General features: G+C 37.5%; 18 protein-coding genes. 2 read left to right on the forward strand and 16 right to left on the reverse strand.

Annotation, left to right across the window (positions count from 1 at the left end; genetic code table 11):
• From purN to ACGHIN_RS12905, 5 genes are all read right to left on the reverse strand, one after another.
• A partial coding sequence (gene purN / locus ACGHIN_RS12885; RefSeq protein WP_390454104.1) for a phosphoribosylglycinamide formyltransferase occupies positions 1 to 351 on the reverse strand: 351 nt, incomplete at its 3' end.
• Between the two features lie 58 nt (positions 352 to 409).
• Positions 410 to 1,402 carry a phosphoribosylformylglycinamidine cyclo-ligase gene (gene purM / locus ACGHIN_RS12890; protein WP_390454106.1) on the reverse strand — a complete coding sequence of 331 codons (993 nt, stop codon included), beginning with the start codon at positions 1,400 to 1,402 and terminating at the stop codon, positions 410 to 412.
• Between the two features lie 210 nt (positions 1,403 to 1,612).
• Positions 1,613 to 2,164, reverse strand: coding sequence for an NADPH-dependent FMN reductase (locus tag ACGHIN_RS12895; protein WP_390454108.1), 552 nt, complete (start codon positions 2,162 to 2,164; stop codon positions 1,613 to 1,615).
• A gap of 112 nt (positions 2,165 to 2,276) precedes the next feature.
• Positions 2,277 to 3,005 carry a pirin family protein gene (locus ACGHIN_RS12900; RefSeq protein WP_390454110.1) on the reverse strand — a complete coding sequence of 243 codons (729 nt, stop codon included), beginning with the start codon at positions 3,003 to 3,005 and terminating at the stop codon, positions 2,277 to 2,279.
• A gap of 94 nt (positions 3,006 to 3,099) precedes the next feature.
• Entirely contained in the window at positions 3,100 to 3,459 is a 360-nt protein-coding gene (locus tag ACGHIN_RS12905; RefSeq protein ID WP_390454111.1) for a winged helix-turn-helix transcriptional regulator, read from the reverse strand.
• Positions 3,460 to 3,545: 86 nt separating this feature from the next.
• On the opposite strand from ACGHIN_RS12905, the gene ACGHIN_RS12910 reads away from it, so the two are divergent.
• On the forward strand, positions 3,546 to 4,148 hold the full coding sequence (locus tag ACGHIN_RS12910; protein ID WP_390454113.1) for an FMN-dependent NADH-azoreductase: 603 nt from the start codon (positions 3,546 to 3,548) through the stop codon (positions 4,146 to 4,148).
• An 88-nt stretch (positions 4,149 to 4,236) separates the two neighbouring features.
• On the opposite strand, the gene ACGHIN_RS12915 is transcribed toward ACGHIN_RS12910, so the two are convergent.
• The 7 genes from ACGHIN_RS12915 to ACGHIN_RS12945 form a co-directional block, all read right to left on the reverse strand.
• Positions 4,237 to 5,643: an MFS transporter gene (locus tag ACGHIN_RS12915; RefSeq protein ID WP_390454115.1), complete on the reverse strand. Its 1,407-nt coding sequence runs from the start codon at positions 5,641 to 5,643 to the stop codon at positions 4,237 to 4,239.
• Positions 5,643 to 6,164: a nuclear transport factor 2 family protein gene (locus ACGHIN_RS12920; protein ID WP_390454117.1), complete on the reverse strand. Its 522-nt coding sequence runs from the start codon at positions 6,162 to 6,164 to the stop codon at positions 5,643 to 5,645. Before ACGHIN_RS12920 ends, ACGHIN_RS12915 begins: the two co-directional genes overlap by 1 nt.
• 28 nt (positions 6,165 to 6,192) lie before the next feature.
• Positions 6,193 to 8,040 (reverse strand): glycoside hydrolase family 13 protein, encoded by a 1,848-nt coding sequence (locus ACGHIN_RS12925; protein WP_390454119.1) that lies wholly within the window; start codon positions 8,038 to 8,040, stop codon positions 6,193 to 6,195.
• Positions 8,041 to 8,114: 74 nt separating this feature from the next.
• Positions 8,115 to 10,271 carry a glycoside hydrolase family 97 protein gene (locus tag ACGHIN_RS12930; RefSeq protein WP_390454121.1) on the reverse strand — a complete coding sequence of 719 codons (2,157 nt, stop codon included), beginning with the start codon at positions 10,269 to 10,271 and terminating at the stop codon, positions 8,115 to 8,117.
• Between the two features lie 78 nt (positions 10,272 to 10,349).
• Entirely contained in the window at positions 10,350 to 11,462 is a 1,113-nt protein-coding gene (locus ACGHIN_RS12935; protein WP_390454123.1) for a SusE domain-containing protein, read from the reverse strand.
• 22 nt (positions 11,463 to 11,484) lie between these two features.
• Positions 11,485 to 13,038 carry a RagB/SusD family nutrient uptake outer membrane protein gene (locus tag ACGHIN_RS12940; RefSeq protein WP_390454125.1) on the reverse strand — a complete coding sequence of 518 codons (1,554 nt, stop codon included), beginning with the start codon at positions 13,036 to 13,038 and terminating at the stop codon, positions 11,485 to 11,487.
• 11 nt (positions 13,039 to 13,049) lie between these two features.
• Positions 13,050 to 15,920, reverse strand: a complete 2,871-nt coding sequence (locus ACGHIN_RS12945) for a SusC/RagA family TonB-linked outer membrane protein (protein WP_390454127.1) — start codon at positions 15,918 to 15,920, stop codon at positions 13,050 to 13,052.
• Between the two features lie 334 nt (positions 15,921 to 16,254).
• On the opposite strand from ACGHIN_RS12945, the gene metG reads away from it, so the two are divergent.
• The gene (gene metG / locus ACGHIN_RS12950; protein WP_390454129.1) at positions 16,255 to 18,288 is read left to right on the forward strand and encodes a methionine--tRNA ligase; all 2,034 of its coding nucleotides are present in this window, start codon (positions 16,255 to 16,257) and stop codon (positions 18,286 to 18,288) included.
• Between the two features lie 157 nt (positions 18,289 to 18,445).
• Here the strand turns inward: metG and ACGHIN_RS12955 are convergent, their stop codons facing one another.
• From ACGHIN_RS12955 to ACGHIN_RS12970, 4 genes are all read right to left on the reverse strand, one after another.
• Positions 18,446 to 19,150 carry a class I SAM-dependent methyltransferase gene (locus ACGHIN_RS12955; RefSeq protein ID WP_390454132.1) on the reverse strand — a complete coding sequence of 235 codons (705 nt, stop codon included), beginning with the start codon at positions 19,148 to 19,150 and terminating at the stop codon, positions 18,446 to 18,448.
• 124 nt (positions 19,151 to 19,274) lie between these two features.
• Positions 19,275 to 20,867, reverse strand: coding sequence for an MFS transporter (locus ACGHIN_RS12960; protein WP_390454135.1), 1,593 nt, complete (start codon positions 20,865 to 20,867; stop codon positions 19,275 to 19,277).
• A gap of 61 nt (positions 20,868 to 20,928) precedes the next feature.
• Positions 20,929 to 22,041 (reverse strand): HlyD family secretion protein, encoded by a 1,113-nt coding sequence (locus ACGHIN_RS12965; RefSeq protein ID WP_390454137.1) that lies wholly within the window; start codon positions 22,039 to 22,041, stop codon positions 20,929 to 20,931.
• A 25-nt stretch (positions 22,042 to 22,066) separates the two neighbouring features.
• A partial coding sequence (locus ACGHIN_RS12970) for a TolC family protein (protein WP_390454140.1) occupies positions 22,067 to 23,175 on the reverse strand: 1,109 nt, incomplete at its 5' end.

Here is a 23,175-nt window from a genome sequence, read left to right on the forward strand (position 1 = left end):
CCCCCACATTCCTTTTCCTCCGAATTTCGGAAGCATTGCGGGATGGATATTAATGATTTTACCTTCCCAGTTTTCACAGAATTCAGATTTCAGAATGGATAAGAATCCTGCCAATATGATTAAATCTGTATTTTCAGGGATTACCTTACTCAATTCATTGCTAAAATTCTTTCCCCTTGGAATCAGTATATTTTCTATATGATGATTTTTTGCTCTTTCAAGCCCATAACATTCTCTGTCGGCAACAACCAGAGTTACTTTGGCATTCTGGATCTCTCCATTGTCAATAGTATCTATGATTCTTTGAAGATTGGTTCCGGAACCTGAAACAAGTACAACTAAATTTTTCATGTGTTGATGTGGTAATGTGATGATATAATTATAGGGATGATCGCCAAATTATCTCTCATCAAAACGTCAAATCAATTTTCTCGCTTCCTTCCGTGATTTCTCCAATTTCGTAAGCATCATCCAAAAGATGTAATACTTTTTCTGCATGTTCAGCATCTACTACTATGGTCATTCCCACTCCCATATTGAATGTTCCGAACATTTCTTCTCGGGTTACACCGCCTCTTTTTTCCAATTCAAGCATAATGCTTGGAATCTGGATTTTGGATGCATCGATGGATGCACATAATCCTTCAGGAATAATTCTCGGAACGTTCTCGTATAAACCACCACCTGTAATATGAGCAATTCCGGCAACGTTTACCTCTCCGATCACTTTATGAATGTCTTTATAGTACAATCTTGTAGGTACTAAAAGGGTTTCGTATAATGGTTTTCCTTCAAATTCTTCTTCAAAGTTCGGGAATACTTTTCTTACCAGTGAAAATCCGTTGGAATGGAAACCTGAACTTGGTAAAGCGATGATCTTATCACCTGCCTTAATTTTAGAACCGTCGATGATCTGGTCTTTTTCTACAATTCCTACACAGAATCCTGCCACATCATAATCTCCCGGCTGGTACATTCCCGGCATTTCCGCAGTTTCTCCACCGATCAATGCACAGTTATTGTCCTTACAAGCTTCTACCATTCCCAGAACGATTTCTGCAGCGATCTCAGAATCCAACTTTCCACAAGCCAGGTAATCTAAGAAGAATAATGGTTTGGCACCGTGACAAAGAATATCATTGGCACACATGGCGAAACAGTCTACTCCAATTGAGTCGTACTTTTTGGTATCTAAAGCTACTTTTAGCTTGGTGCCTACACCATCTGTTCCGGAAACCAAAACAGGGTTTTTATAGCCTCCTATTTCGTAGAAAGCCCCAAAACTTCCCAAATGGTTCAATACATTGGAATTATGGGTTTCACCCACCGCTTTTTTGATCTTGTCAACGGTTTTGTATCCTTCCTCTTTGTCTACTCCTGCAGATTTGTAAGTGTTGCTCATTGTACTTTTAGAAATTTATTTCAAACTTTTTATATCGGTTTACGGAAAATAAAAAGCCGACAATCTTGGTAGATTATCGGCCGTTATTTTATCTCAGAATTTCAGAGCCCACAGTTTCTCCTTTCTTGGAAAAACATTCTTTAAAAGTGGTCTGAATTTTCATTATTTTTCTTTTTGCAAAGATATTAATTTTAAATTAATATTCAAATTCTATTTTTCAAGGATCGTTTCAATAGCCGAAATCTTCTTAATTTTCTCTCTTAATTCATTGTCTTTCTCTTCATTAGAAATCTTTTGTCCTGCTTTATCAAAGTTATCATTGAAGAAAGGAAGTGAAAAAGTTTCTACAATATTTCCTCCGTGGAAAGGAAAACGTTTGGTTGCAGCCTCTAAAACTCCTGCTCCACCTCTTGCTCCCGGTGCAGCTGACATCAACAACATCGGCACTTCATTCCAGACTGTTCTTTCTTTGATTCTGGACACCCAGTCGAATACATTTTTGAAGGCTGTGGAATAGGTTCCGTTGTGTTCCGGTAAGGAAACCAGCAATAAATTAGCTGCATCAATTTTCGCTGCGAAATCTTTGGCTTCTTGTGGAATACCTTCTTTAAGCTCTCTTTCATGCTTATAAATCGGCATTTCAAAAGGATTTAAATCTATTACTTCCACTTCTGCATTATCAAACATAGTAGATGCATACGCCACCAATTGTCTGTTCATTGAAACTTCGGAATTGCTTCCTGCTATTGCTAAAATTTTCATTCTCTATTTTTAATGTTGTACAAATATCGTGAAGTTTTTAAACCACCCCGTCAAAAATTCAAAGAATTTTTGACACCCCTCCAATGAAGGGGTGTTTTTATATTGTGGATATCTATCTTAAATAAGCCGGTAATTCCATGGGAACTTCCATCAATAAAATTTCGGTATCCTCTACTGCTTCTATATTAAAGCTTTGAGTATCCCAGATTCCTAATCCGTCTCTTTCATTCAAAATTCTGTCGCCTACTTTTGCGCTTCCTTTCAACACAAAAGCATACACTCCGTTGCCTTTTTTGTTCAGCATGTAGTTTTTCCCGTTGCCTTTGGTGAAGTTGGCTATGTTGAACCATGCATCCTGATGAATCCAAACGCCGTCATCATTTTTATCGGGTGACAAAATTTGTTGGAAACCATTCACTTTTTCACCTTCTGTGATACTTTTTTGGTCATATCTTGGCTCAAGGTTAATCTCTCTTGGGAAAACCCATATCTGAAGGAATTTAACGGGTACATCTTTATTTTTGTTGTACTCGCTGTGCATAATTCCTGTTCCTGCACTCATTACCTGAATTTCTCCTTTCTTGATTACCGCTGTGGTTCCCATGGAATCTTTATGTTCCAAATCTCCTTCCAAAGGAATGGAAATGATCTCCATATCTCGGTGAGGGTGTGTTCCGAAACCCATTCCCTGGGTAACGGTATCGTCATTCAATACTCTTAAAACTCCGAAATGGGTTCTTTCCGGGTTTTGGTAATTGGCAAAGCTAAAAGTATGATAGCTGTTTAACCAACCGTGGTCTGCGTGACCTCTTGAATCTGCTTTATGATATACTGTTTTCATATCTGAATTATTTATGGTACAAATGTATGCTATACAGCTATCTCAAAACATTGACGTAGGATAAGAATGGAAATTGGGTTGGTCAGGACTCGTCCTATTTCTCTTCCGGACTACCGAATATATGCTTGCGGTGGTTCTCGCCCCAATCTTTCAAAGATTCCACCACGGGCTGTAGCGTTTTTGTATACTGTGTAGGCAAGTATTCAATAGTTACCGGATAGGTATCCTTCACTACTCTTTCGATCAAACCGTTTTGCTCGAGGTCTTTCAGTTCTTTTGCTAACACTTTTGAGGTAAGCTTGGGAATGCTTCTTTCAATCTCAGTAAATCTTTTATTTCCTGCATTTAAGGATACAATAATCAACAATTTCCATTTCCCGCTGATAACATCCAGCGTATCCCTTACAGGCTTTAAAACCTGCATGCATTCTTTATGGTTGTGTTGTTTTTCCATTTCCGCTTTCCTTTAGGTAACTACTATACTTTGGAAAGCAAATTTACAATAATTTTGTCATCAATAAAAATAAAATGCAAAATACAATGGCAACTATTTTAAATATCAAGACAAGTATTAACGGAGAAAACTCCGCAAGCAACCAACTTTCCCAAACAGTCATCAATCAATTATTAGAAAAAGATCCAAACAGTAAAGTTATTGTACGTGATCTGGCTCAAAATCCGATTCCCCATCTGGAGCTTCAGCATTTCAGATCATTTGCGATCTCGAATGAAGAAAGAAATGAGGAGGAACGTGAGGCTTCCAAATATTCGGAAGAAGCATTACAGGAGATCGGAGAAGCTGATATTATTGTCATAGGGGTTCCTTTTTACAATTTCAGCATTCCTTCCACTTTAAAGTCATGGATCGATCATATTGCGGTAGCAGGAAAGACTTTTTCATATGCTGACGGTACTCCTAAAGGGCTTCTTCAAAACAAAAAGCTGTATCTGAACTTTGCCATCGGAGGTATATATGAAGATAAATCCATTATCGACTCTGTAGAAAAGTATTTACGTTCTTTATTTGGCTTTATCGGAATCACTGATGTTGAAGTTTTCAGAAGTGAAGGAATGGCAATTCCCCCTTTAAGAGAGGAGAGTCTTTCCAAAGCTTTTTCAGAAATCGAGGCTGCTTTAGTATAATTTAGATAAGTCAGGGTAAATTACGGATTCAGGCGGGCTAAAGCCCGCCTGAATCCGTAATTAATATCAATGATTTACAAGTCTTCACTTAAAAATGTACCTGCTTGATTTCCTCTTCAATTTCTTCCGGAGTTTCATGTTTCTCTTTGATGAAAATCATTGTTAAAACAGCTCCCAACAACATGCATATTCCTCCTACCACAATATAATCAATAGCCTGTTTTCCGAAAATCCCACTTACAATCGGACCACCGAAGATTCCGTTGATAATTTGCGGGATCACGATGAAGAAGTTGAAAATTCCCATATACACTCCCATTTTCTTCTGTGGAATGGAATCTATCAGCATCGCATAAGGCATTGCTAAAATACTTGCCCAGGCAAATCCTAAACCGATCATTGAAATCCACAAATTGTGTGTATCTTTTATAAAATACATTGAAATCAAGCCTAATCCTCCACATGCCAACGCTAAAGCGTGAGTTTGTTTTTTTCCAATAAACTTCGCAATTGGTGTTAAAGCAAAGGCAAAGAAAATAGCGTAAAAGTTATAGCTGCCGAATAAGCTTCCTGTTAAATCTCCGGCTTTATTAAATTCTGCTGAATGGGTATCATCTGGAGAAAGTCCAAAATGATGAGTTGCCAAAGCGCTGGTGGTGAAAACCCACATCGTAAATAATGCAAACCAGGAAAAAAACTGTACAATCCCCAGTTTCTTCATCTGCGAAGGTACGTTCTTGAAATCTTTAAAAAGGTCTGAAAATTTTGATTCATTTTCCACAATCGGTTTCCCTCCTTCAAATGAAGCAAATTCTTCCGGTGAATATTCTTTAGTTGTAAAAATGGTATATAGAATTGATAAAATCAGAACTGCTGCACCTATATAGAAAGCGTAGATCACGTTATCTGCCACGTAACCTTTTGGCGCTTCATTGGAAATCCCCATTTTTGTTAACCATCCCGGTAAATCGGAACCGATTACTGCGCCAATTCCAATTAAAATCGTCTGAACAGAAAACCCGATTGTCGCCTGATGTTTTGGAAGCATATCCCCCACCAAAGCACGGAAAGGTTCCATGGCTACATTAATAGAAGCATCCATCATGGCAAGAAAGATAACTGCCATTACCAAAACATTAGCGGCCATCATTTGCGTTGCAGAAGCGGCATTAGGAAGCATTACCAAACCAACGGCACACAATACTGCACCAATTAAAAAATAGGGTTTTCTTCTTCCAAGCGGACTCCAGGTATTATCACCCATGTGTCCGATAATCGGCTGAACAATGAGTCCTGTAATCGGTGCCACCAGCCAAAACCAGGATAATTCATGAACATCAGCTCCAAAATTGGCAAGAATTCTACTCGCATTTCCATTCTGCAGCCCAAAAGCCATTTGAATTCCCAGGAACCCCATGCTCATGTTGATGATCTGAAGCAGGGATAAATTGGGCTTCTTTTTTTTGCCCAATGATCCGTCTATATTTTTTTCCATTATTTTGTTTTTAATTGTTTGATTAATGCCTCTTCAATCGGGGCTTTTTCAGCAACCACCTTATCAACAACATCATTAGGAACTGTCACGGAAAGAACATATTGTTTTACTTTCCATTGTCCGTTTATTTTTTCTACCACTCCGGAGCCACGGCAGATTTTCATCTGAGTATCTAAAAGTTCATCAAACCAAGCTAATTTTCCGTCTTTACTGAAATAGATATTTCTTTTAAGAGCCGTGAAATTCCAGGTTCTTTTTTTATCGAAATAAGGTTTCGCCCAAACCATGAATTCTTTTTTATTCCAGATTTCTGTAGCATCTGTTCCGATGAAAGTAGACTCATCCGCGAAATAATTGAAATATCCTTCATAGTCCGACTTTGCAGCGGCTACATTAAACCCGTCAAGCATGGTACTGATTTCTGCTTTTTCCTTTTCAAACTTATTTCTTGACTGAGCTGAAATTCCGGTAAAACTCAGTAAAAAGAGCATTGTTATATAGAGAAGTACTGTTTTTTTCATTTAGAATTAATTTGGATATATTTTAGTTTTATAATTCGATGATCATCGAGGTTTTTGCAGGTATATTCAAGCTGTTCTCTAAAGAAATTTCCTTTCCTGAAATAATATCTTTTCCTTTAGAAGTGTTTTTAATGCCTTCTGAGAATCTTTTTAAGTCCAGAACCTGAGCTTCAGTATTATTATTGATTACTGTCATTACTCGTTCTTTATCATTATATCGAAAATAAACATATACGTTATTTTCAGGAACGTAATGTAAAGTTTTTCCCGTATGAATTACTTCTTTGGATTTACGCCAATTCAGCAGCTTTTTAGTAAAATCAAAATACTGATTCTGGGAATCTGTTCTTCCTGATTTCACAAAAGCATTGTTGGAGTCGCCATTCCAGCCACCGGGAAAATCGCGGCGAATATCTCCATCCCCTTTTCCTTTATCTCCGGCCATTCCAATCTCTGAACCGTAATATAACTGAGGAATTCCACGAACCGTTAAAATCAAGGTCATTGCCAGCTTATAATCTTCAATATTGGAATATGCCTGATTAAATCGTTGTGTATCATGATTTTCAGCAAATACAAGAATATTATTGATATTCGGGTAAAGAAAATCATTGGCAAAATTATCATAGACCCTCTGCATCCCTGAATCCCATCCGAAATTTTCTTTAAAAGCCTGTCCTATAGCATCATGCAATGTAAAATCCATCACAGACGGAAGATGGGAATTGTAGTTTTCTATCGCTGCAATTTTACTGTCTTTCTGCCAATAGGACATTTGCGCCTGATCATGCATCCAGACCTCTCCCACAATATTCAGATTCGGATATTCATCTGTGATTCTTTTCGTCCATTCTGCAATTCCTTTTTTGTCATTGTAAGAATAGGTGTCTACACGCAGTCCGTCCAATCCTGCATATTCTGTCCACCAAACGGCATTCTGAACCATATAATTGACTACCAAAGGATTGCTTTGATTCATATCAGGCATTGTGGTATCAAACCATCCGTCCATACAGTGCTCCGCATCTGTTTTGGCAGCATTGGTATCAAACTGAGTGGTCATTCTGTAGCTGCTTCGCTTGAAACCTTTTTCACCTTCTTTCCAGTAGTGAATCCAGTTTTTTGAAGGCAGGTCTTTAATGATCCAGCTTTGTGATCCCCAATGATTGGTCACGTAATCCATAATAAGTTTCATATCTCTTTGATGAAGCTCATTGGCTAACCTTTTATAATCTTCGTTGGATCCATATCGAGGATCTATTTTGTAATAATCGCTTTGTGCATATCCATGATAAGAATAGGAAGGCTCATTGTCTTCCAATAAAGGGGTACTCCAAACAGCGGTAACACCCATATCCTTAAGGTAATCAAGGTTTTTAATAATTCCTTCAATATCTCCGCCATGGCGTCCTCCCGGATTTTTACGGTCTGATTTTTCAGCCGTATCTTTGGTGTTGTCATTGGATGGATTTCCGTTGGCAAATCGATCCGGCATAATGAGATACATGACATCTTTTGAGGTAAAAGAGTCACGATTAGCTGAATTGGGCTGCCTTTGTTTTAATTCGTATGTATAGGAACCAATGTTCTTTTTTCCGTTTTTAATATTGATCTTAAACTTAGGGACATTGATCTCATTGGTATTTACCGTAACAAAAACATAGTTCGGATTTTCAACTTTCTGAATATTTTTGATCTGGACCCCGTCTGAAAGCTCCACTTCATTTTTAGCAATATCTTTTCCGTAAACCAGAATCTGAAGTTCAGGGTTTTTCATTCCTTTCCACCAGAAAGCCGGTTCCACTTTTTCCAATGGCTTTTGGGAGAATGCTAAAACTGCTGCCGAAAGAGCAATTATAGTGTATAATTTTTTCATTGCATCTTGAGTTTGATTAAAAAACCTTACGGGCAATTCACCCATAAGGTTTTATTATTAATTCAAATCTTATATTAATTGACAGGCTTGATGGAGATTGCGAAACCTCCGCTTCTTACCATTTTGAAATTAATTTTCGACTTGCTTGTAATCTGCTTTTTGTAAATATTATAGCTTTGAGGATTATTGATATAATCTGCATCTTTCCCATCTTCATAAATCGTTGCCTCATATTTTTTACCTTTATCCAGAAAAGAGAAATCTAAGGTATAATCGCGTTTGTTCTCATCAGTGATCCCTCCTACGAACCAATTTTCTGTACCTTTTGCTTTTCTGGCCGTAATGATGTAGTCTCCCGGCTCTGCCGACAAGATTTTGGTATCATCCCAGTCCGCAGCAACATCTTTGATGAACTGGAAAGCATCCATATGCTTTTTATAGTTTTCAGGTAAATCTGCCGCCATTTGAAGTGGCATATACATGACTACATACAATGCCAATTGCTTCACTAATGTCGTCTTAACGAAACGCTGATCTCCCGGGAAATAATAATCTAATTTGGTCTGGAAAATTCCAGGTGTGTAATCCATCGGGCCTCCCATCCATCTTGTAAATGGTAAGATAGTCTGATGATCGGGATTGTTTCCTCCGAAAGCTTCAAATTCTGTTCCACGGGCTGCTTCTGCAGAGATATAGTTTGGGTAGGTACGACTTTCTCCTGTAGGACGTACGGATTCATGAGAATTGACCATAATTTTATAATCGTGGGCTTTCTCCGCAATTCTGTAGTAGTGGTTAATCGTCCATTGCGAATAGTGGTGTTCACCTCTTGGAATAATATCTCCTACATATCCTGATTTTACGGCATCATATCCGTATTTATTCATCAATTGGAAAGCTTTGTCTGCCCATCTTTCATAGTTGGTTGCAGAACCTGAGGTTTCATGATGCATAATCAGCTTAATTCCCTTAGAATGAGCATAATCATTCAACATTTTAATATCAAAATCCGGGTAAGGGGTAATGAAATCAAAAACAAATTCTTTGGAGTGACCGAACCAGTCTTCCCAGCCTGTGTTCCAACCCTCAATCAAAAGTCCTCCGAAGCCGTTTTCCGCTGCAAAGTCGATATATTCTTTTACTTTATCATTGTTGGCTGCGTGTTTTCCGTTAGGAGTGAGCTTACTAAAATCCGTTACTCCTAAATGAACATTTTCTGCAGTAGAATAAGCCCATTGTGATTTTCCGATGATCATTTCCCACCATACACCCATATACTTTGTCGGGTGGATATAAGAAGTATCGGTGTATTTTGTAGGTTCATTCAGGTTGAAAAGCATTTTGGAATCCATCACTTCTTCAGCTTTTGGCGAAACGATAATGGTTCTCCAAGGCGTAGTTGATGGGGTTTGAATATACCCTTTTGCACCTTGTCTATCGGCTGTAAGGTGTGTTTTGAATTTGAAATTCTGAGCATCTACTTCTAAATGCGAAGCCGGATAATTAAGCACTGCTGCTTCTGCAACATTTACATACAAAGGATCCTTTCCTTCTTTTTTCAGCATTAAAGGGGATTGAACGGCATTTTTGATTAATGTCTGTGAGGCATTAGAGTCAAAGGCTTTGTCCCATTTACCTGGAATTTCGGAAATCTTTGTGGTCTGATATTGATATTCCTGAGAATCATAATCTGCAACGATCCACCATGCTTTCATGTCGGTAGGGAAATCGATTTCGGAATCCTCTTCTCTGATTACGAAATAGTTCAGGTTTTTCTGTTGTGGGAATTCATACCTGAATCCTAACCCATCATTGAATAATCTGAACTTCACAACGATACTCCTGTCTGTAGAAGCCTGGTTAAGCGTAACGGCTAATTCGTTGTAATGATTGATATAATTTTTCTTTTCTCCTAAGACAGGCTTCCAGGTTTCATTTTTGGAATCTCTTTTTTCGTCTGTCTTTGTAAAACCGTTATTCAGATCGAATTTAGCATCTTCCGGTTTTGCAATTTCGGAAGCGAATTTTATAGAAGTGTCTTTAAATAATCTCAATCCTAATTTAGAATCTTCCACTACTGTAGCCCCGTTGTATTTCAGATTATAATAAGGGACTCCCTGCTTTAACTGGAAGTTCATTTCGAACTTTCCGTCCGGTGATTTTAAAGATTGTGCATTAACGCCTGCGAACATCATTGAGAACAATAAAGCTCCAACTGTAATTTTCTTCATAATGACTATTTATAAGTTTTAAAAATAAATAAAGTGCTGCTAAAAAGCAACACTTTATGCATATAAATTCGGTAAATTTTACAATTTTGTAAGTGTTAATTTATAATTTGCCGAGTTATGTAAATCCAGCTCTATTTTATAGTTTCCTGCTACATCTACTTTATAACTTGGATCACCCGTTACTGTGTTTTCAGCATTCAAATAAGTAACTACACTTGTTCCGGAAGTCAATGTTTGATCAGCAGTTGCCGGCTGGAACTTCATTGCCCAATCATCATTAGCTCTAAACTTGAATACTCCAGAAGTTGTTAAAGCGATGGAATTGATTACAAATGTTTTAGTAGCCGGATTGTATACAAAATTGGTATCTGATCCCCAACCTGTAGGGGTAGCATCACCAATAATCCCGAAGTTGGCAATTACTGAAGAGTAAGTATTGGCCGCCCAGTCAACATTAATGTAGTAAGCTCCGGCTAAAGCGGCTTTAATATTTTGCTCACCCTGCTCAACCAATTTACCGGTAAAGGTGCCATCGTCACCTTTATCTCCCGCCCAGTCCTGATTAATAGTGAATTTGTATTCGCTTGCAGGATTGGTCACATAAATAAATCCTCTATATTTATCATTTTTTCCCGGAGAAAATAAATTAGGCGAATTGGCAGGATTCCAGTCTGCATATCCCGCAGCACCAGCATATCCACCTGGTACATTAATTTTAGGATAGATCAGATCCGGGTTCGGAGCGTAACCGGTGACATTTACTGTGATTACATTAGAATAATATGCTGTAGTACTGTTTAGGCTTGACTTTAATCTGATCTCTATAGGTTTTGCAACATTCGGAGCTACATTTAAAGAAGCCAGAATATTATTCATCTGAAGATGTGTCAATGAAAATGTGTTCCCTTCCATTGGAACATCCTGAATGGAGCTTGGTTTAAAATTTGTACCAGCTACTGCTAATTCAACCGAGTTTGTAAAAGCTACTTTTGGGTCAAAGGTAGGGTTTACATAAGTAAATGTAATTGCCGCCTGACTTGCAATGGTTTCATTTAAAACCACCGAAGTTTTATCAGCTGACAAGCTCCCTTGCGATGTATTGTTAAGGATTAACTTTTCATCGTCTCCTTCACATGAAACGATAAACGAAGTTATTATTCCTAATAGAAATATTTTAAATATATTTTTCATTCTTAATCATTTAATGTTCTTATTAATAACCTGGGTTTTGAGTCAAATTAGGGTTGGCCTGAAGTGCAGATTCAGGAATTGGAAATAGATTGTAGTTACTTGAAATAGAAGTTCCGTTAACCGTTCCTCCTTTCCAAGGCCATAAATAAGTTCCTCCTGTAAATCTTCCGTAACGGATAAGATCTTGTCTTCTTACTCCTTCCAATCCTAACTCTCTTCCTCTTTCATCCAAAACAGTTTGTAATGTCATACTTCCAAGTATAGTAGCTCCTGCTCTTGCACGGATCAGGTTTACGTAAGAAAGCCCTTGGGGAACTGTAGCCGTAGAAGCTCCTCTAAGTGCACACTCTGCATAAATTAAATAGGCATCCGCTAATCTGAACAGAGGAAAATCTGTAGAAGAAAACGCTGTTACGCTTCCTGAACCATCTGTATTTCTATTAGAAAATTTAATAGACGGATATCCATTAGTCCACTCCTTATAATCATTCATTTCAAAGGTATGTCCAGTAGTCCAGAACATTTTAGCTCTTACATCTGTACTTGCGGCAAGTTCCGATGCGTTAGCGCCAAACAAACCATACCATCCTTTTGATGCACGATGCCCGCCCCATCCTTCTGCTGCTCCGTAGGTAGCAAGGTTCATTGTTGTAGAATTTAAGTTTCCATTAACAATATAGGTTGTATTTCCATAACTTTGAGAAGAAGTGGCATCAGCAATCAAAGGAAAAATAACCTCTTTTGATGTATTATTATCAGCTCTAAAGTTTTTAGCAAAATTAGTTTCCAACTGATAATTTCCACTTGAAATTACTTTGGATGCATATGTAGCAGCATCATTATATCTTGCCGTTCCCGTATACACCTCTGCATTTAGATATAGCTTGGCCAATAGCATCTGTATAACAGCCTGATTTGCCCTTCCATATGTGTTAGTAGGAGCTATTTTAGATTCGATATCTTTTAGCTCTGACTCAACAAAATTGAACAGTTCAGCTCTTGATGATTCTGGAAGAGGTGTTGCAGAACCGTAAGTATCGTTATTAACCAAAGGGCCTTTTCCGAAGAAATCAATCAGATAATAGTAAGATAAAGCTCTTAAAAATCTCAATTCACTTACATACTGATCCTCATTTTGAACATCTACACGATCTCTCAGAATAAGAATCAGATTGGTTGTTTGCGGTATAGTATAATAAATTCTGTCATACACATACTTAAAAAACTTATTGTTTGAATTCCATCCTGAAGTTGTAGTAAGCTGATCCAAACCATTGTCACCCCATCTGTTTTTCATTCCATCCGCTGTAAAATCATTAAGATTTACCAATCCTCTAATGAACGGAGATTCTCCGGCATTAGCTCCGGCAATATCAGAATCACCAGGACCACTTACACTTGATAATGCAAATGTAGAATACATTCTGGATAAAAGACCTTCTACTGCATTGGGATCTCTTATTAAAAGTTCTTCCAATGTAAGCTCATATTTCGGTTCTGTTTCCAGATCGCTAGTACAAGAAGCAAAAAACAAACCTGCAATTGCTAATAAACTATATATTTTTGTTCTTTTCATTTTTTTTCGGATTAAAAGTTAAAGTTGAAACCAATAGTGTAAATTCTTGGTCTTGGATAGAAGTTATTATCAACTCCACCAAAGTTTTCCGGATCCTGTCCTTTATATTTGGTCAAGATAAATGCATTGTTAACCGATCCGTATACTCGCAGATCAAGCTTATTTCCAAATATTTTCTCGATGCTATATCCTACAGTCACATTATCCAGTCTAAGGAATGATGCATCATGTAAGAAATAATCTGAGAAATACATATTGTCTGTCGGTTGAACAAGATTAAATGACGACCTTCCGTCATAGAAATCAAGAACGTTGCTTAAATGTTCAGAGTTGGCCGTTTTAGCTTGGTTAATGAATCCTTGCGCCACATGTCTTCCATCATATACTTTACCACCGATCTGCCCTCTGAAATTAGCCGTAAAATCCCAATTTCTATAATTTAAACTTGTTCCGAATCCATAGGTGAAATTAGGAATTATCTGTGCATCATATCGATCATCATTAGTGATTTTACCGTCACCATTTCTATCAACAAAAGTATCTGCTATTGGATTTCCATTATCATCATATACCTGCTGGAACATCCATGCAGAATAAGGCTGAAGACCTACTACATGATAAGCGATCTTAACCCCAGTACCAACGGGAAGATCCCCACCAGCTAAAATTCTGTCATAGTATTTTAGCTCCAGAATTTCTCCTTTATTGTAGGCAAGGTTACCAAATATATTCCAGTTAACATGTTCGTTTTTAACTGGGTTGATATTTAAATTCATTTCAACCCCTCTGTTCCTTAAAGAACCTACATTATCGGAAAATTCATTGGTAAGACCCTGACCCGGAGGAACAGGTGCTTTCAATAAAAGATCTGTAGATTTTCTATCATAAAAATCAATACTTCCGGATAATACATTGCCTCTAAACAAACTAAAATCAAAACCTACGTTCCAGCTTGTTGTAGTCTCCCATTTAAGATTCTGGTTATATCCTAAAGCAGAGTAAATATTAAACCCTGGAAGATATTGTGCATTCTCTCCACCTAGAGAGAATAAAGGTCTGGAAGGATAGAATCCTCCTGCGATTTGTGTAATATCCTGCTGTCCGGTTTGTCCCCATCCGACTCTTAACTTTAATTCCTTAACGACTGCTGAGTTTTTTAAGAATGCTTCCTCCTGCATCTTCCACGCAAATGCCGCTGATGGAAAATAACCCCATTGATTATCAAATCCATTGAAAAGGGATGAAGCATCCGCTCTAAATGAAGCTGTGAAAAGATATTTGTTTTTGATATCAATATTGGTTCTTGCAAAGAAAGACTGAAGATTCAGATGATTGAAATAACCATAATTAGGGTTTGCTCTGTTCGGCTGTGGAATACGGATACCACTTCCTGAAGGATCAGAATAAAACTGTTCTTTATTTCCGTCATATCTGAAATCCTGATAAGTGTATCCCCCCTGGATTAAAAAGTTGGTAATAAACTCATTAATCTTTCTGCTATACACTAAATATGCATCCAAGTTTCTGTTGTTGGTAAACTGATTTTCAGCATAGGCTAAACCTGGATTATAGATTAGATCTTCTAAAGAATTGGCTGTAAGATTAATAATTGAGTTTCTGGCATTCTGATCATAAGTCTCACGAATCTTAGTTCTTGAAGATTCCAGCCCCATATTCACTACCGCTCTTAAATCAGGCAGAAAATGGAACTTATAGTCTAACTCAACATTACCAAGGAATCGGTAAGTATTTTCCGGACGGTGTCTTTGCATTAATAATCCTAATGGATTGGAGTCATATGTTAAATTATATACCCCATTTGCCTGATAAAAATTCTGATAATATCCACCAAAGTAATTCTGACCCACCCCTTGTCCAAATACATCGCTGCTGTATATTGGCAACGTAGGATTTCTTGTTAATGCTGCGCCGATAGCACCTCCTGCGTCTACCGTATTTTTATCTACTCTGTACCCTTTTGCATTGATATCTACTTTTAAATGCTTATCAAAAAATGTTGGTGTAACTCTTAACGTAGCTGCAAATCTTTCCAGATCATCATTTTTCACTACTCCCTCAGTTCTGTTATATCCCAAGGATAACCTTACCGGAAGTGTTTTAAATAAATTTCCTGATGCACTAAAGTTGTTATCTGTTGATACGGATGTCCTATAAACTACATCCTGCCAGTCGGTATCATAAATCTTACCCATTACCGTAGGATTAGCGGGGCTTCCACCCGTTCCCAGCTTCCAGACATCGTTCGGGAAATAAGTTTGAATGAAGTTAACGTATTGACTGGAATTCATTACATCAATGTATTTAGTCACTTGTCCCAAAGAAACATTAGTACTAAAACTCATTTTTAATCTACCGCCTCCCGATTTTGTTTTAATAAGAATAACCCCGTTGGAAGCTCTGGCTCCATAGATAGCAGTTGCCGAAGCATCTTTCAAGATAGAGAATGATTCAATATCATTAGGGTTTACCAGTGCCAGTGGATTTTGTATCCCTGCCGGGTTAGTGCTATCAAGAGGAATTCCATCAATTACAATCAGCGGATTGTTGGATGCACTGATAGATGATCCTCCACGGATTCTTATATTTGGTGCTGAGTCAGGAGATCCACCACCATTAGTGATTCTGACTCCTGGTGCTTTTCCCTGGATCAACTGATCCGCAGATACTATAGCTCCTTTATTAAAATCTTTTTCCGTGACAGCCGTCACTGAGCCTGTAAGATCCGTTTTCTTTTTGGCTCCAAACCCCACTAATACAACCTCCTCTATTTTATTTTCTTTTAAAGAGTCTTGAGCATACATCACTGTACTTGCCAGTAAAAATGCAGGCGCAATTTTTAATACCGTTGTAAAATTTTTCACAATATTGTCTTTTTATAGTTTCTTTATTTGTACAATCACACTGGGGTAAACCCAGACTCGCAATTTATAAAAAAATTATAATTCCTATCAATTTATTGAAAAATTTAGCAAATTTATGTATATTGATTGTTCAAATTTTACTAAAAAATTGATTTTCATATTTTTACGTTAAATTATGCTAAACATAACATTGGTATATTTTTAATAAAAAGTTAAACATTTGTTTAACTAAATGTAATATTCAGTTCATTAAACTGTTAAAAAGTCGTTAAAAAGTGTACTTCTATTTTTCTTCAGATATTCCTTATCTTTGCAGTTAAAATTTTACTATAAAATGTCAAACAGGAAGATGATTACGGCTGCTTTGCCTTATGCAAACGGTCCGGTTCATATAGGACATTTGGCGGGTGTATATATTCCTGCGGATGTTTACGCAAGATTTCAGAGAAGATTAGGCAAAGATGTAGCGTTTATCTGTGGTTCGGATGAGCATGGTATTCCCATTACCATCAGAGCTAAAAAAGAAGGCGTTACCCCTCAGGATATTGTAGATAAATATCACGAAATCATAAAAAAATCTTTTGCTGATCTGGGAATTTCATTTGACGAATACTCCAGAACAACTTCGAGAAAGCATTATGAAACGAGTCAGGATTTCTTCAAAACCCTTTATGAAAAAGGAAAATTCACTGAAGAAGTTTCTGAACAGTATTTTGATGAGCAGGCTGGAGAATTTTTAGCAGATAGATATATTGTGGGAACCTGCCCGAATTGTGGTAATGAAAATGCTTACGGAGATCAGTGTGAGAAATGTGGTTCTACCCTTTCTCCTTCTGAGCTGATTAATCCTAAATCCATGTTAAGTGGGAATGTTCCTGTTCTTAAAGCAACTAAAAACTGGTATCTTCCTCTCAATGAATATGAAAGCTTCCTGAACGAATGGATTATCGAAGGTCATAAAGACGACTGGAAACCAAACGTTTACGGACAGGTAAAATCATGGTTGAATGATGGTTTAAAGCCTCGCGCCATGACCAGAGACCTGAACTGGGGAGTTCCTGTACCTCTTCCGGGTGCTGAAGGTAAAGTATTATATGTATGGTTTGATGCACCGATCGGGTATATTTCTTTCACGAAAGAATGGGCAGAAAAGAATGGAAAAGACTGGAAAGATTACTGGCAAAGTGAGGAAAGTGATCTTGTACATTTCATAGGAAAGGATAATATTGTATTCCACTGTATTATCTTCCCATCGATGATGAAAGCTCACGGAGATTATATTATGCCGAAAAATGTTCCGGCCTTTGAATTCCTGAATCTTGAAAACGATAAGATCTCCACTTCCAGAAACTGGGCAGTTTGGGCTCATGAATATGTGGAAGAATTTCCGGGACAACAGGATGTGCTGAGATATGCTCTTCTTTCTTCTGCTCCTGAAACAAAAGATAATAATTTCACATGGAAAGATTTCCAGACGAAGAATAATTCTGAACTGGTAAATAAATTTGGAAACTTTATAAATAGGGTAATTTCTTTTACCAATAAAAATTTTGAAGGAAAAATCCCGGCTGGTGTCCTAGATAATGAGAGTAAAAATGCAATAAAAACTGCAATAGAAAAAGTTAGTTATCATTTAGAAAAGTATGAATTCAGAAATGCTTTGAATTCGTTTATGGAGCTTGTTGATTATGGCAACTTATATCTTCAAAATGCTGCACCATGGAAAACGATAAAAGAAGACATTAATGTAGCAGGCCATGCAATTTTTGTTGGCGCTCAAATTGCAGCAGTAATTGCCCAGTTATGTGAACCGTTTATGCCTTTCTCCGCTGAAAAATTATTTGATTACTTTAACATTGAAAAAAAGAACTGGGAAGATTTACAAAATTCCGAAATTCAAATTGAAGCGGGCCATAAAATTGAAAACGCACCTCTTTTATTTACTCCAATCGAAGATGATGTAATTGAAGCTCAAATTCAAAAACTGGAACAAACCAAACAAAACAATAAAAAAACCAATCCTAACGCTACTCCTATGAAAGAACAAATCAATTTTGATGACTTCACTAAAATCGACCTGAGAACTGCGACTATTACAGAAGCTGAAAAAGTGGAAAAAGCTGACAAGCTTTTAAAACTGACAGTTGATACAGGTGTAGATGTGAGAACAGTGGTTTCAGGAATTGCGGAAAGTTTTACTCCGGAAGAAGTCATCGGGAAGCAGGTGATGATTCTTTTAAATCTGGCTCCGAGAAAGATCAGAGGGATTGAATCTCAGGGAATGCTGCTTTTAACAACTAAATCAGACGGTAAATTATCTTTTGTAACACCTGATGATCAAGTGGAAAATGGTATCGAAATCGGATAATTCAATATAGATATGTAGGAAGAGGCTGCCAATAGGCAGCCTCTTTTTCTTTTCTCTCTTGCAGATTTAGCAGATTACGTAGCTTTTTAACACAATCATCTGCGTAATCTGCTAATCTGCGAGAGATCATTATTACACGGAATGTAAAACTTGTCTATTATTTTTTGGTAAGCTTTGCCAGGAATGAGTCTTCACTCTGTACTATCTTTTCAACCTTAAAGCCATTATTTTCAGCTGCATTTCGTAAGGTTGTAAAATCGAGGTATAACCATTTGATGGGCTCTTCAGACTCTCCTTTATAATGCACAACATAATCCAATTCACCGTAATATCCGCCTGCGGGAATGTACACACCCCCATCTTCATCACGGTCAAACATATAAAGGATATCTGTGCTGTCAATCAGAATTTGTCCGTTATCATTCAATAAAGAATGTAGTTTTTGGAGATAAACATCAATTTTGGCAAGGCTTTCAAAAACACCTGTCCCATTCATCAATAACAGAATAGTATCGAAAGTTCTCCCGGAAAATTCAAGCATATTTTGGCAAACGGCATTTTTTACACCCCGCAATTGACAGACTTCAACTGATTTTGGAGAGATATCTAAAGCTAAAACATCAAGTTCTTTTTCATTTTGAAGGTACAAACTGTGCGAACCCGCTCCTGCGCCAATATCCAACACCTTTCCCTGAGCCAATTGGAGTGCTTTCTGCTCGATCTCATTCATCTCTTCGAAATCTCTGAAAAGATAATCTACAGGAAGTTCATCCAGTTCAGAAATTGAAGTCTCCGTCTGTAGATCTTCAGAATTTTCATGGTGATAAAAATCCCAGATCGCTTTGCCCATTAAGTCTTTCATACCTGTTTTTTAAGGCCACAAAGATACTGATTTTTGATTTTTTCCAAGACTGCAATGATTCATAAAAGTAAAGCCTCACCTAAAGAATAAGTGAAGCTTTACCAAAATGAAAAACAAGGTTTCATCAGATCGCAGGTCCTGCTGCGTCTTTTATTTCTTCTAATATTTTTTTTCTTTCATGTAATCTTCTTCTGGCAATAACAGATTTCCCGCCAAGCATTCTGACAAACCGTACATATTGGAAACGTTCTCTTCCAAAGTGATGCGTTAAAACATACCCCAATACTCCAAATCCTGCCAAAATAATATACCCGAATATTTTCTTGCTTGCTATAAGAATAGCATTGAATTGAACCAATTTCATGTTGGGCGCAAGAGTTTGTGGTGTAATCGTCATTCCATCCACATATACAGCCAAATCTCCTATTCCCACGATCTGAAAATGATATTGAAACCATGAATACAATGCTGAAAAAATTCCTACGGCAAGAAACGTTCTCCAAACCAATACAAGGCCGATCGCTGCAAGCAGATCATCCAATTCCAGCTTATCCAGAGTATAGAACCAGACAGAAATGAATAAGGAGCCCATTCCATACCCCTTCAGGAACATCGGCAAATACCATCTGTCAAAGCTGAATTCCAATACCATTGAAAAATACATGATAATGGCATATCCCAACATTGCTGAAAACCCTGAAAAGATGTACATTTTCAAAGGGATTTCTCTTTTAAACCAGAATATAGCTATTATTCCTGCCAATACAATTCCCGGAACCATCAGAACATTCAGCTTAGCATTTGTCAGCTGATCATATCCTAAAACACCAACCGCAAAAGTATTCTGAATAGAAGTCGTTCCTAAAAACATTCCCAGACAAAGCAGCATGAATAAACCATGTCTTACATTATTCTTTTTGAATATTTTGAATGATAAATAAGGCCTTTTTAAAGTTAATTGGCGAATGGATAATAAGGCGAAACTTATAAAAGCGGCAATACTTGCATTCATAATCTTCGCAGAATTCCACCAGTCCTGTTGCTTTCCAAACGAAAATACATACGCTGAAAACATGAATGTTGAGACAAATAAGATGATACTGAACCAGTCAATATAATATAGCGGAACTTTCAATGCAAAATATTGATTATGCATAAAGATCCAACATAGCAGAGCCATCCCCAGACAAACTACTGATGCGATAATGAAAAACTGCTGCCAATTATAAAGAATAGAAACTTCTACCGCATAATAGCTGGAAACCTGGCTTAAGGTCAAAACAAATGTATAGAAAACGCCATAGAACACCCCTCTGTTGCCCATCATAACCATTAATGGCAGGAAAAGCTCAATCGCCACCATCATCTTAAAAAACCCTATGAATAGAGATGTTATGACAATCACCATAGGTTGTAGAGTCGTTGCATTCACAAAGCTCAACAGTCCTAAAAGGACAAACATTGCCGTAATTTTATGACGCACCTTAAACCTCATTTTCATTCTCAGAACCAAAGGCATTGCCGCCCCCATCCCGATTGTTGTAGCGTAATTTGCCCACAAAAAATACTCTGAAAGCGCACCGGTTCCTCCCACCATAAAGCTGATATTCCCCGTATAAACACCACCAAGAGGCATTACTACCATCAGCATGACAACGATCAGCAGAAGCTGTATGGGTTTTGGTACCCAATCGCTGAATAATCCTTTATTATACATGATTTAGAAGTTAGAGGTTAGAGAAGTAAATGATAATTGATGATTAATTACCTGTCATTTATTATTTATTATTTATACTGATATTCATATTCATCCCGGCACGGAGCTTATTAACATCTTCCTGTTTATTGGAATCTGTAAACTCAATTCTTACGGGAATTCTTTGCTGTACTTTGATAAAATTACCTGTAGAATTATCTGTAGGTACATTTGAATATTTTGATCCGGTCGCAGCAGAAATTGCAGTAATTACCCCTTCAAATTTCTGTCCCCCCAAAGCATCTGCTGTCATGATCATTTTATCCCCTATTTTTACATTAGGCATCTGGCTTTCCAAAAAATTAGCGGTCACCCATTTTTGTCCGTTTAAAACTATCGTTGCCACTTGTTGCCCGGGTTGGATCAATTGTCCTTCAGAAATCGTTCTTCTTCCCATTACTCCATCGTAAGGAGCCGTAATTACTGTATAGGAAAGATTGATTTTAGCCATGTCCAACGCTGATTTTGTTCTTTTAATTTCCGCATCATTAATTCCCAATCTGCTTTTTACTTCCGTTGTGGAAAGGTTAGCCGATTGCTTTTGATTCACCAACGTTTCATAAGCTGCTTTTTGGGCATCATATTCCGTTTTTACCTGGTCATACTGCTGTCTGGTAACCGCTTCCGCTGCCAAAAGATTTCTATATCTGTTCAGATTCTGCTCAGCATTCCAAAGTCTGGCTTTCGCCCCTGCAATATTGGACTGCATTACATTAATATTATTCGAAACGGTATTCACGGATGAACTTGTTGCCGAACGTTGGGCCAGTGCATTTTGATACGCTGCTTCTGCCTGACCTAATTGGGTCACAATTTCACGGTCATCCAGAATAACAAGAGTATCTCCTTTCTTTACCTGCTGATGTTCAATAAATTTAATTTCTTTGATATAAGCCGGAACTCTTGTATTGATCGGGTTGATGAATTCTTCTACCTGTGCCGCTTCCGTATAACTTTTGTCTCCGATATGAAAATATTCACGAATGAGCCAGAATAATCCGAAACCAATGATCAGAAAGACAACAAGATTGGAAATAATGGCTCTGATTTTATTTTTTCGGGTTTCTTTCTTTTTAATTTCTCCGCTAGATATTGCCGGAGTTGGTGTATGTTGAGTTTGTTCCTTGTTTTCCATTGTTTTTGATTTTCAGTTGTGTTAATTAAAGAGTTCCTGTAGATTTTAAAAGATTATAGTATTGATACAGTACATTGATCTCAGCATTGGCATAATCCAGTTCGGACTGTAATTTCTGATTCTGCGCATCAATCATTTCTGCCTGTACCACCAGCTGGTTCAAATATTTGGCTTCAGTGATCTTGTAGTTCTCTTCTGCCAGTTTTTTGGCGTCATTTAAAATTTCAGCCTGTTGAATAGATTCCTGATATTTCACATATGCGGCATTCACTGCCATATCTACATTTTGCTGTACCAAGGTCATGGCATCACTGGCCTGATTTTTCTGAAGTTCGCCCAGCTTAATTCTTTCTTTTGTTTTAAATAAATTATCAATATTATAGCTTAGGGAAACTCCTGTTTGCCATCCTCCGGAATACATATCCAGAACAGGATTTCTTGTCGTGATCGGACGTTGCAGTGTGTACCCTCCAAATCCTGCAAGCGTTGGCATTTTATCAGTTTTAATGATGTCTATATTTTTATCGGCAACATCTATATTGGTTTTGGCAGATTTCAACTGTGGATTGCCATTGTGAGCCAAATTCATATAATAATCCAGGCCGATTCCGGATTCTTTATTGGCAAGATTTTCTACAGGTATAATTTCAGTTCCGGAAGATAATCCTAAAGCAATATTCAAATTGTAGTTAAGGATTTTTCTGTTATTCGTTAAAGTCAGAATTCCCTGATCCAGATTTTTAATAGCCAGCTCACCACGGATCACTTCATTCCTTGTCACCATTCCCTGCTGATAGAATTTCTGAATATTTTTCAGTCTTTCCAGAGCCAGTTTTTTATTATTTTGAAAAACCTCTTCCTGGTTTAAAATTTTGTAAACATCCAGGTAATTGGAGATCACCAGGAATTTTACATCCTGCTTATTCTTCTCCAGATCCAGTTCCGATAACTGTTCACGAAGTCCGGCCATTTCAATGGATTTATTAACCAGCCCGCCTTTAAAGATCAGTTGGGTTGCCTGCACAGAATAAGAGCTTCCGTAATGAGGCATCGGAATATTGACAGAATTTGAAAAGTCCTTGTCTATTGCTACTGCATTTCCCAAATAAAACTGGCTTGTAGAAGCAGTTATGG

It is taken from the genome of Chryseobacterium barbadense (assembly GCF_042849955.1).
Taxonomy (GTDB): domain Bacteria; phylum Bacteroidota; class Bacteroidia; order Flavobacteriales; family Weeksellaceae; genus Chryseobacterium.

Excerpts from the sequence above, each read along its gene's own strand:
- purM (WP_390454106.1), bottom strand. The coding sequence starts at position 1,402 with ATGAGCAACACTTACAAATCTGCAGGAGTAGACAAAGAGGAAGGATAC.
- ACGHIN_RS12895 (WP_390454108.1), bottom strand. The coding sequence starts at position 2,164 with ATGAAAATTTTAGCAATAGCAGGAAGCAATTCCGAAGTTTCAATGAAC.
- ACGHIN_RS12900 (WP_390454110.1), bottom strand. The coding sequence starts at position 3,005 with ATGAAAACAGTATATCATAAAGCAGATTCAAGAGGTCACGCAGACCAC.
- ACGHIN_RS12905 (WP_390454111.1), bottom strand. The coding sequence starts at position 3,459 with ATGGAAAAACAACACAACCATAAAGAATGCATGCAGGTTTTAAAGCCT.
- ACGHIN_RS12910 (WP_390454113.1), top strand. The coding sequence starts at position 3,546 with ATGGCAACTATTTTAAATATCAAGACAAGTATTAACGGAGAAAACTCC.
- ACGHIN_RS12915 (WP_390454115.1), bottom strand. The coding sequence starts at position 5,643 with ATGGAAAAAAATATAGACGGATCATTGGGCAAAAAAAAGAAGCCCAAT.
- ACGHIN_RS12920 (WP_390454117.1), bottom strand. The coding sequence starts at position 6,164 with ATGAAAAAAACAGTACTTCTCTATATAACAATGCTCTTTTTACTGAGT.
- ACGHIN_RS12925 (WP_390454119.1), bottom strand. The coding sequence starts at position 8,040 with ATGAAAAAATTATACACTATAATTGCTCTTTCGGCAGCAGTTTTAGCA.
- ACGHIN_RS12930 (WP_390454121.1), bottom strand. The coding sequence starts at position 10,271 with ATGAAGAAAATTACAGTTGGAGCTTTATTGTTCTCAATGATGTTCGCA.
- ACGHIN_RS12935 (WP_390454123.1), bottom strand. The coding sequence starts at position 11,462 with ATGAAAAATATATTTAAAATATTTCTATTAGGAATAATAACTTCGTTT.
- ACGHIN_RS12940 (WP_390454125.1), bottom strand. The coding sequence starts at position 13,038 with ATGAAAAGAACAAAAATATATAGTTTATTAGCAATTGCAGGTTTGTTT.
- metG (WP_390454129.1), top strand. The coding sequence starts at position 16,255 with ATGTCAAACAGGAAGATGATTACGGCTGCTTTGCCTTATGCAAACGGT.
- ACGHIN_RS12955 (WP_390454132.1), bottom strand. The coding sequence starts at position 19,150 with ATGAAAGACTTAATGGGCAAAGCGATCTGGGATTTTTATCACCATGAA.
- ACGHIN_RS12960 (WP_390454135.1), bottom strand. The coding sequence starts at position 20,867 with ATGTATAATAAAGGATTATTCAGCGATTGGGTACCAAAACCCATACAG.
- ACGHIN_RS12965 (WP_390454137.1), bottom strand. The coding sequence starts at position 22,041 with ATGGAAAACAAGGAACAAACTCAACATACACCAACTCCGGCAATATCT.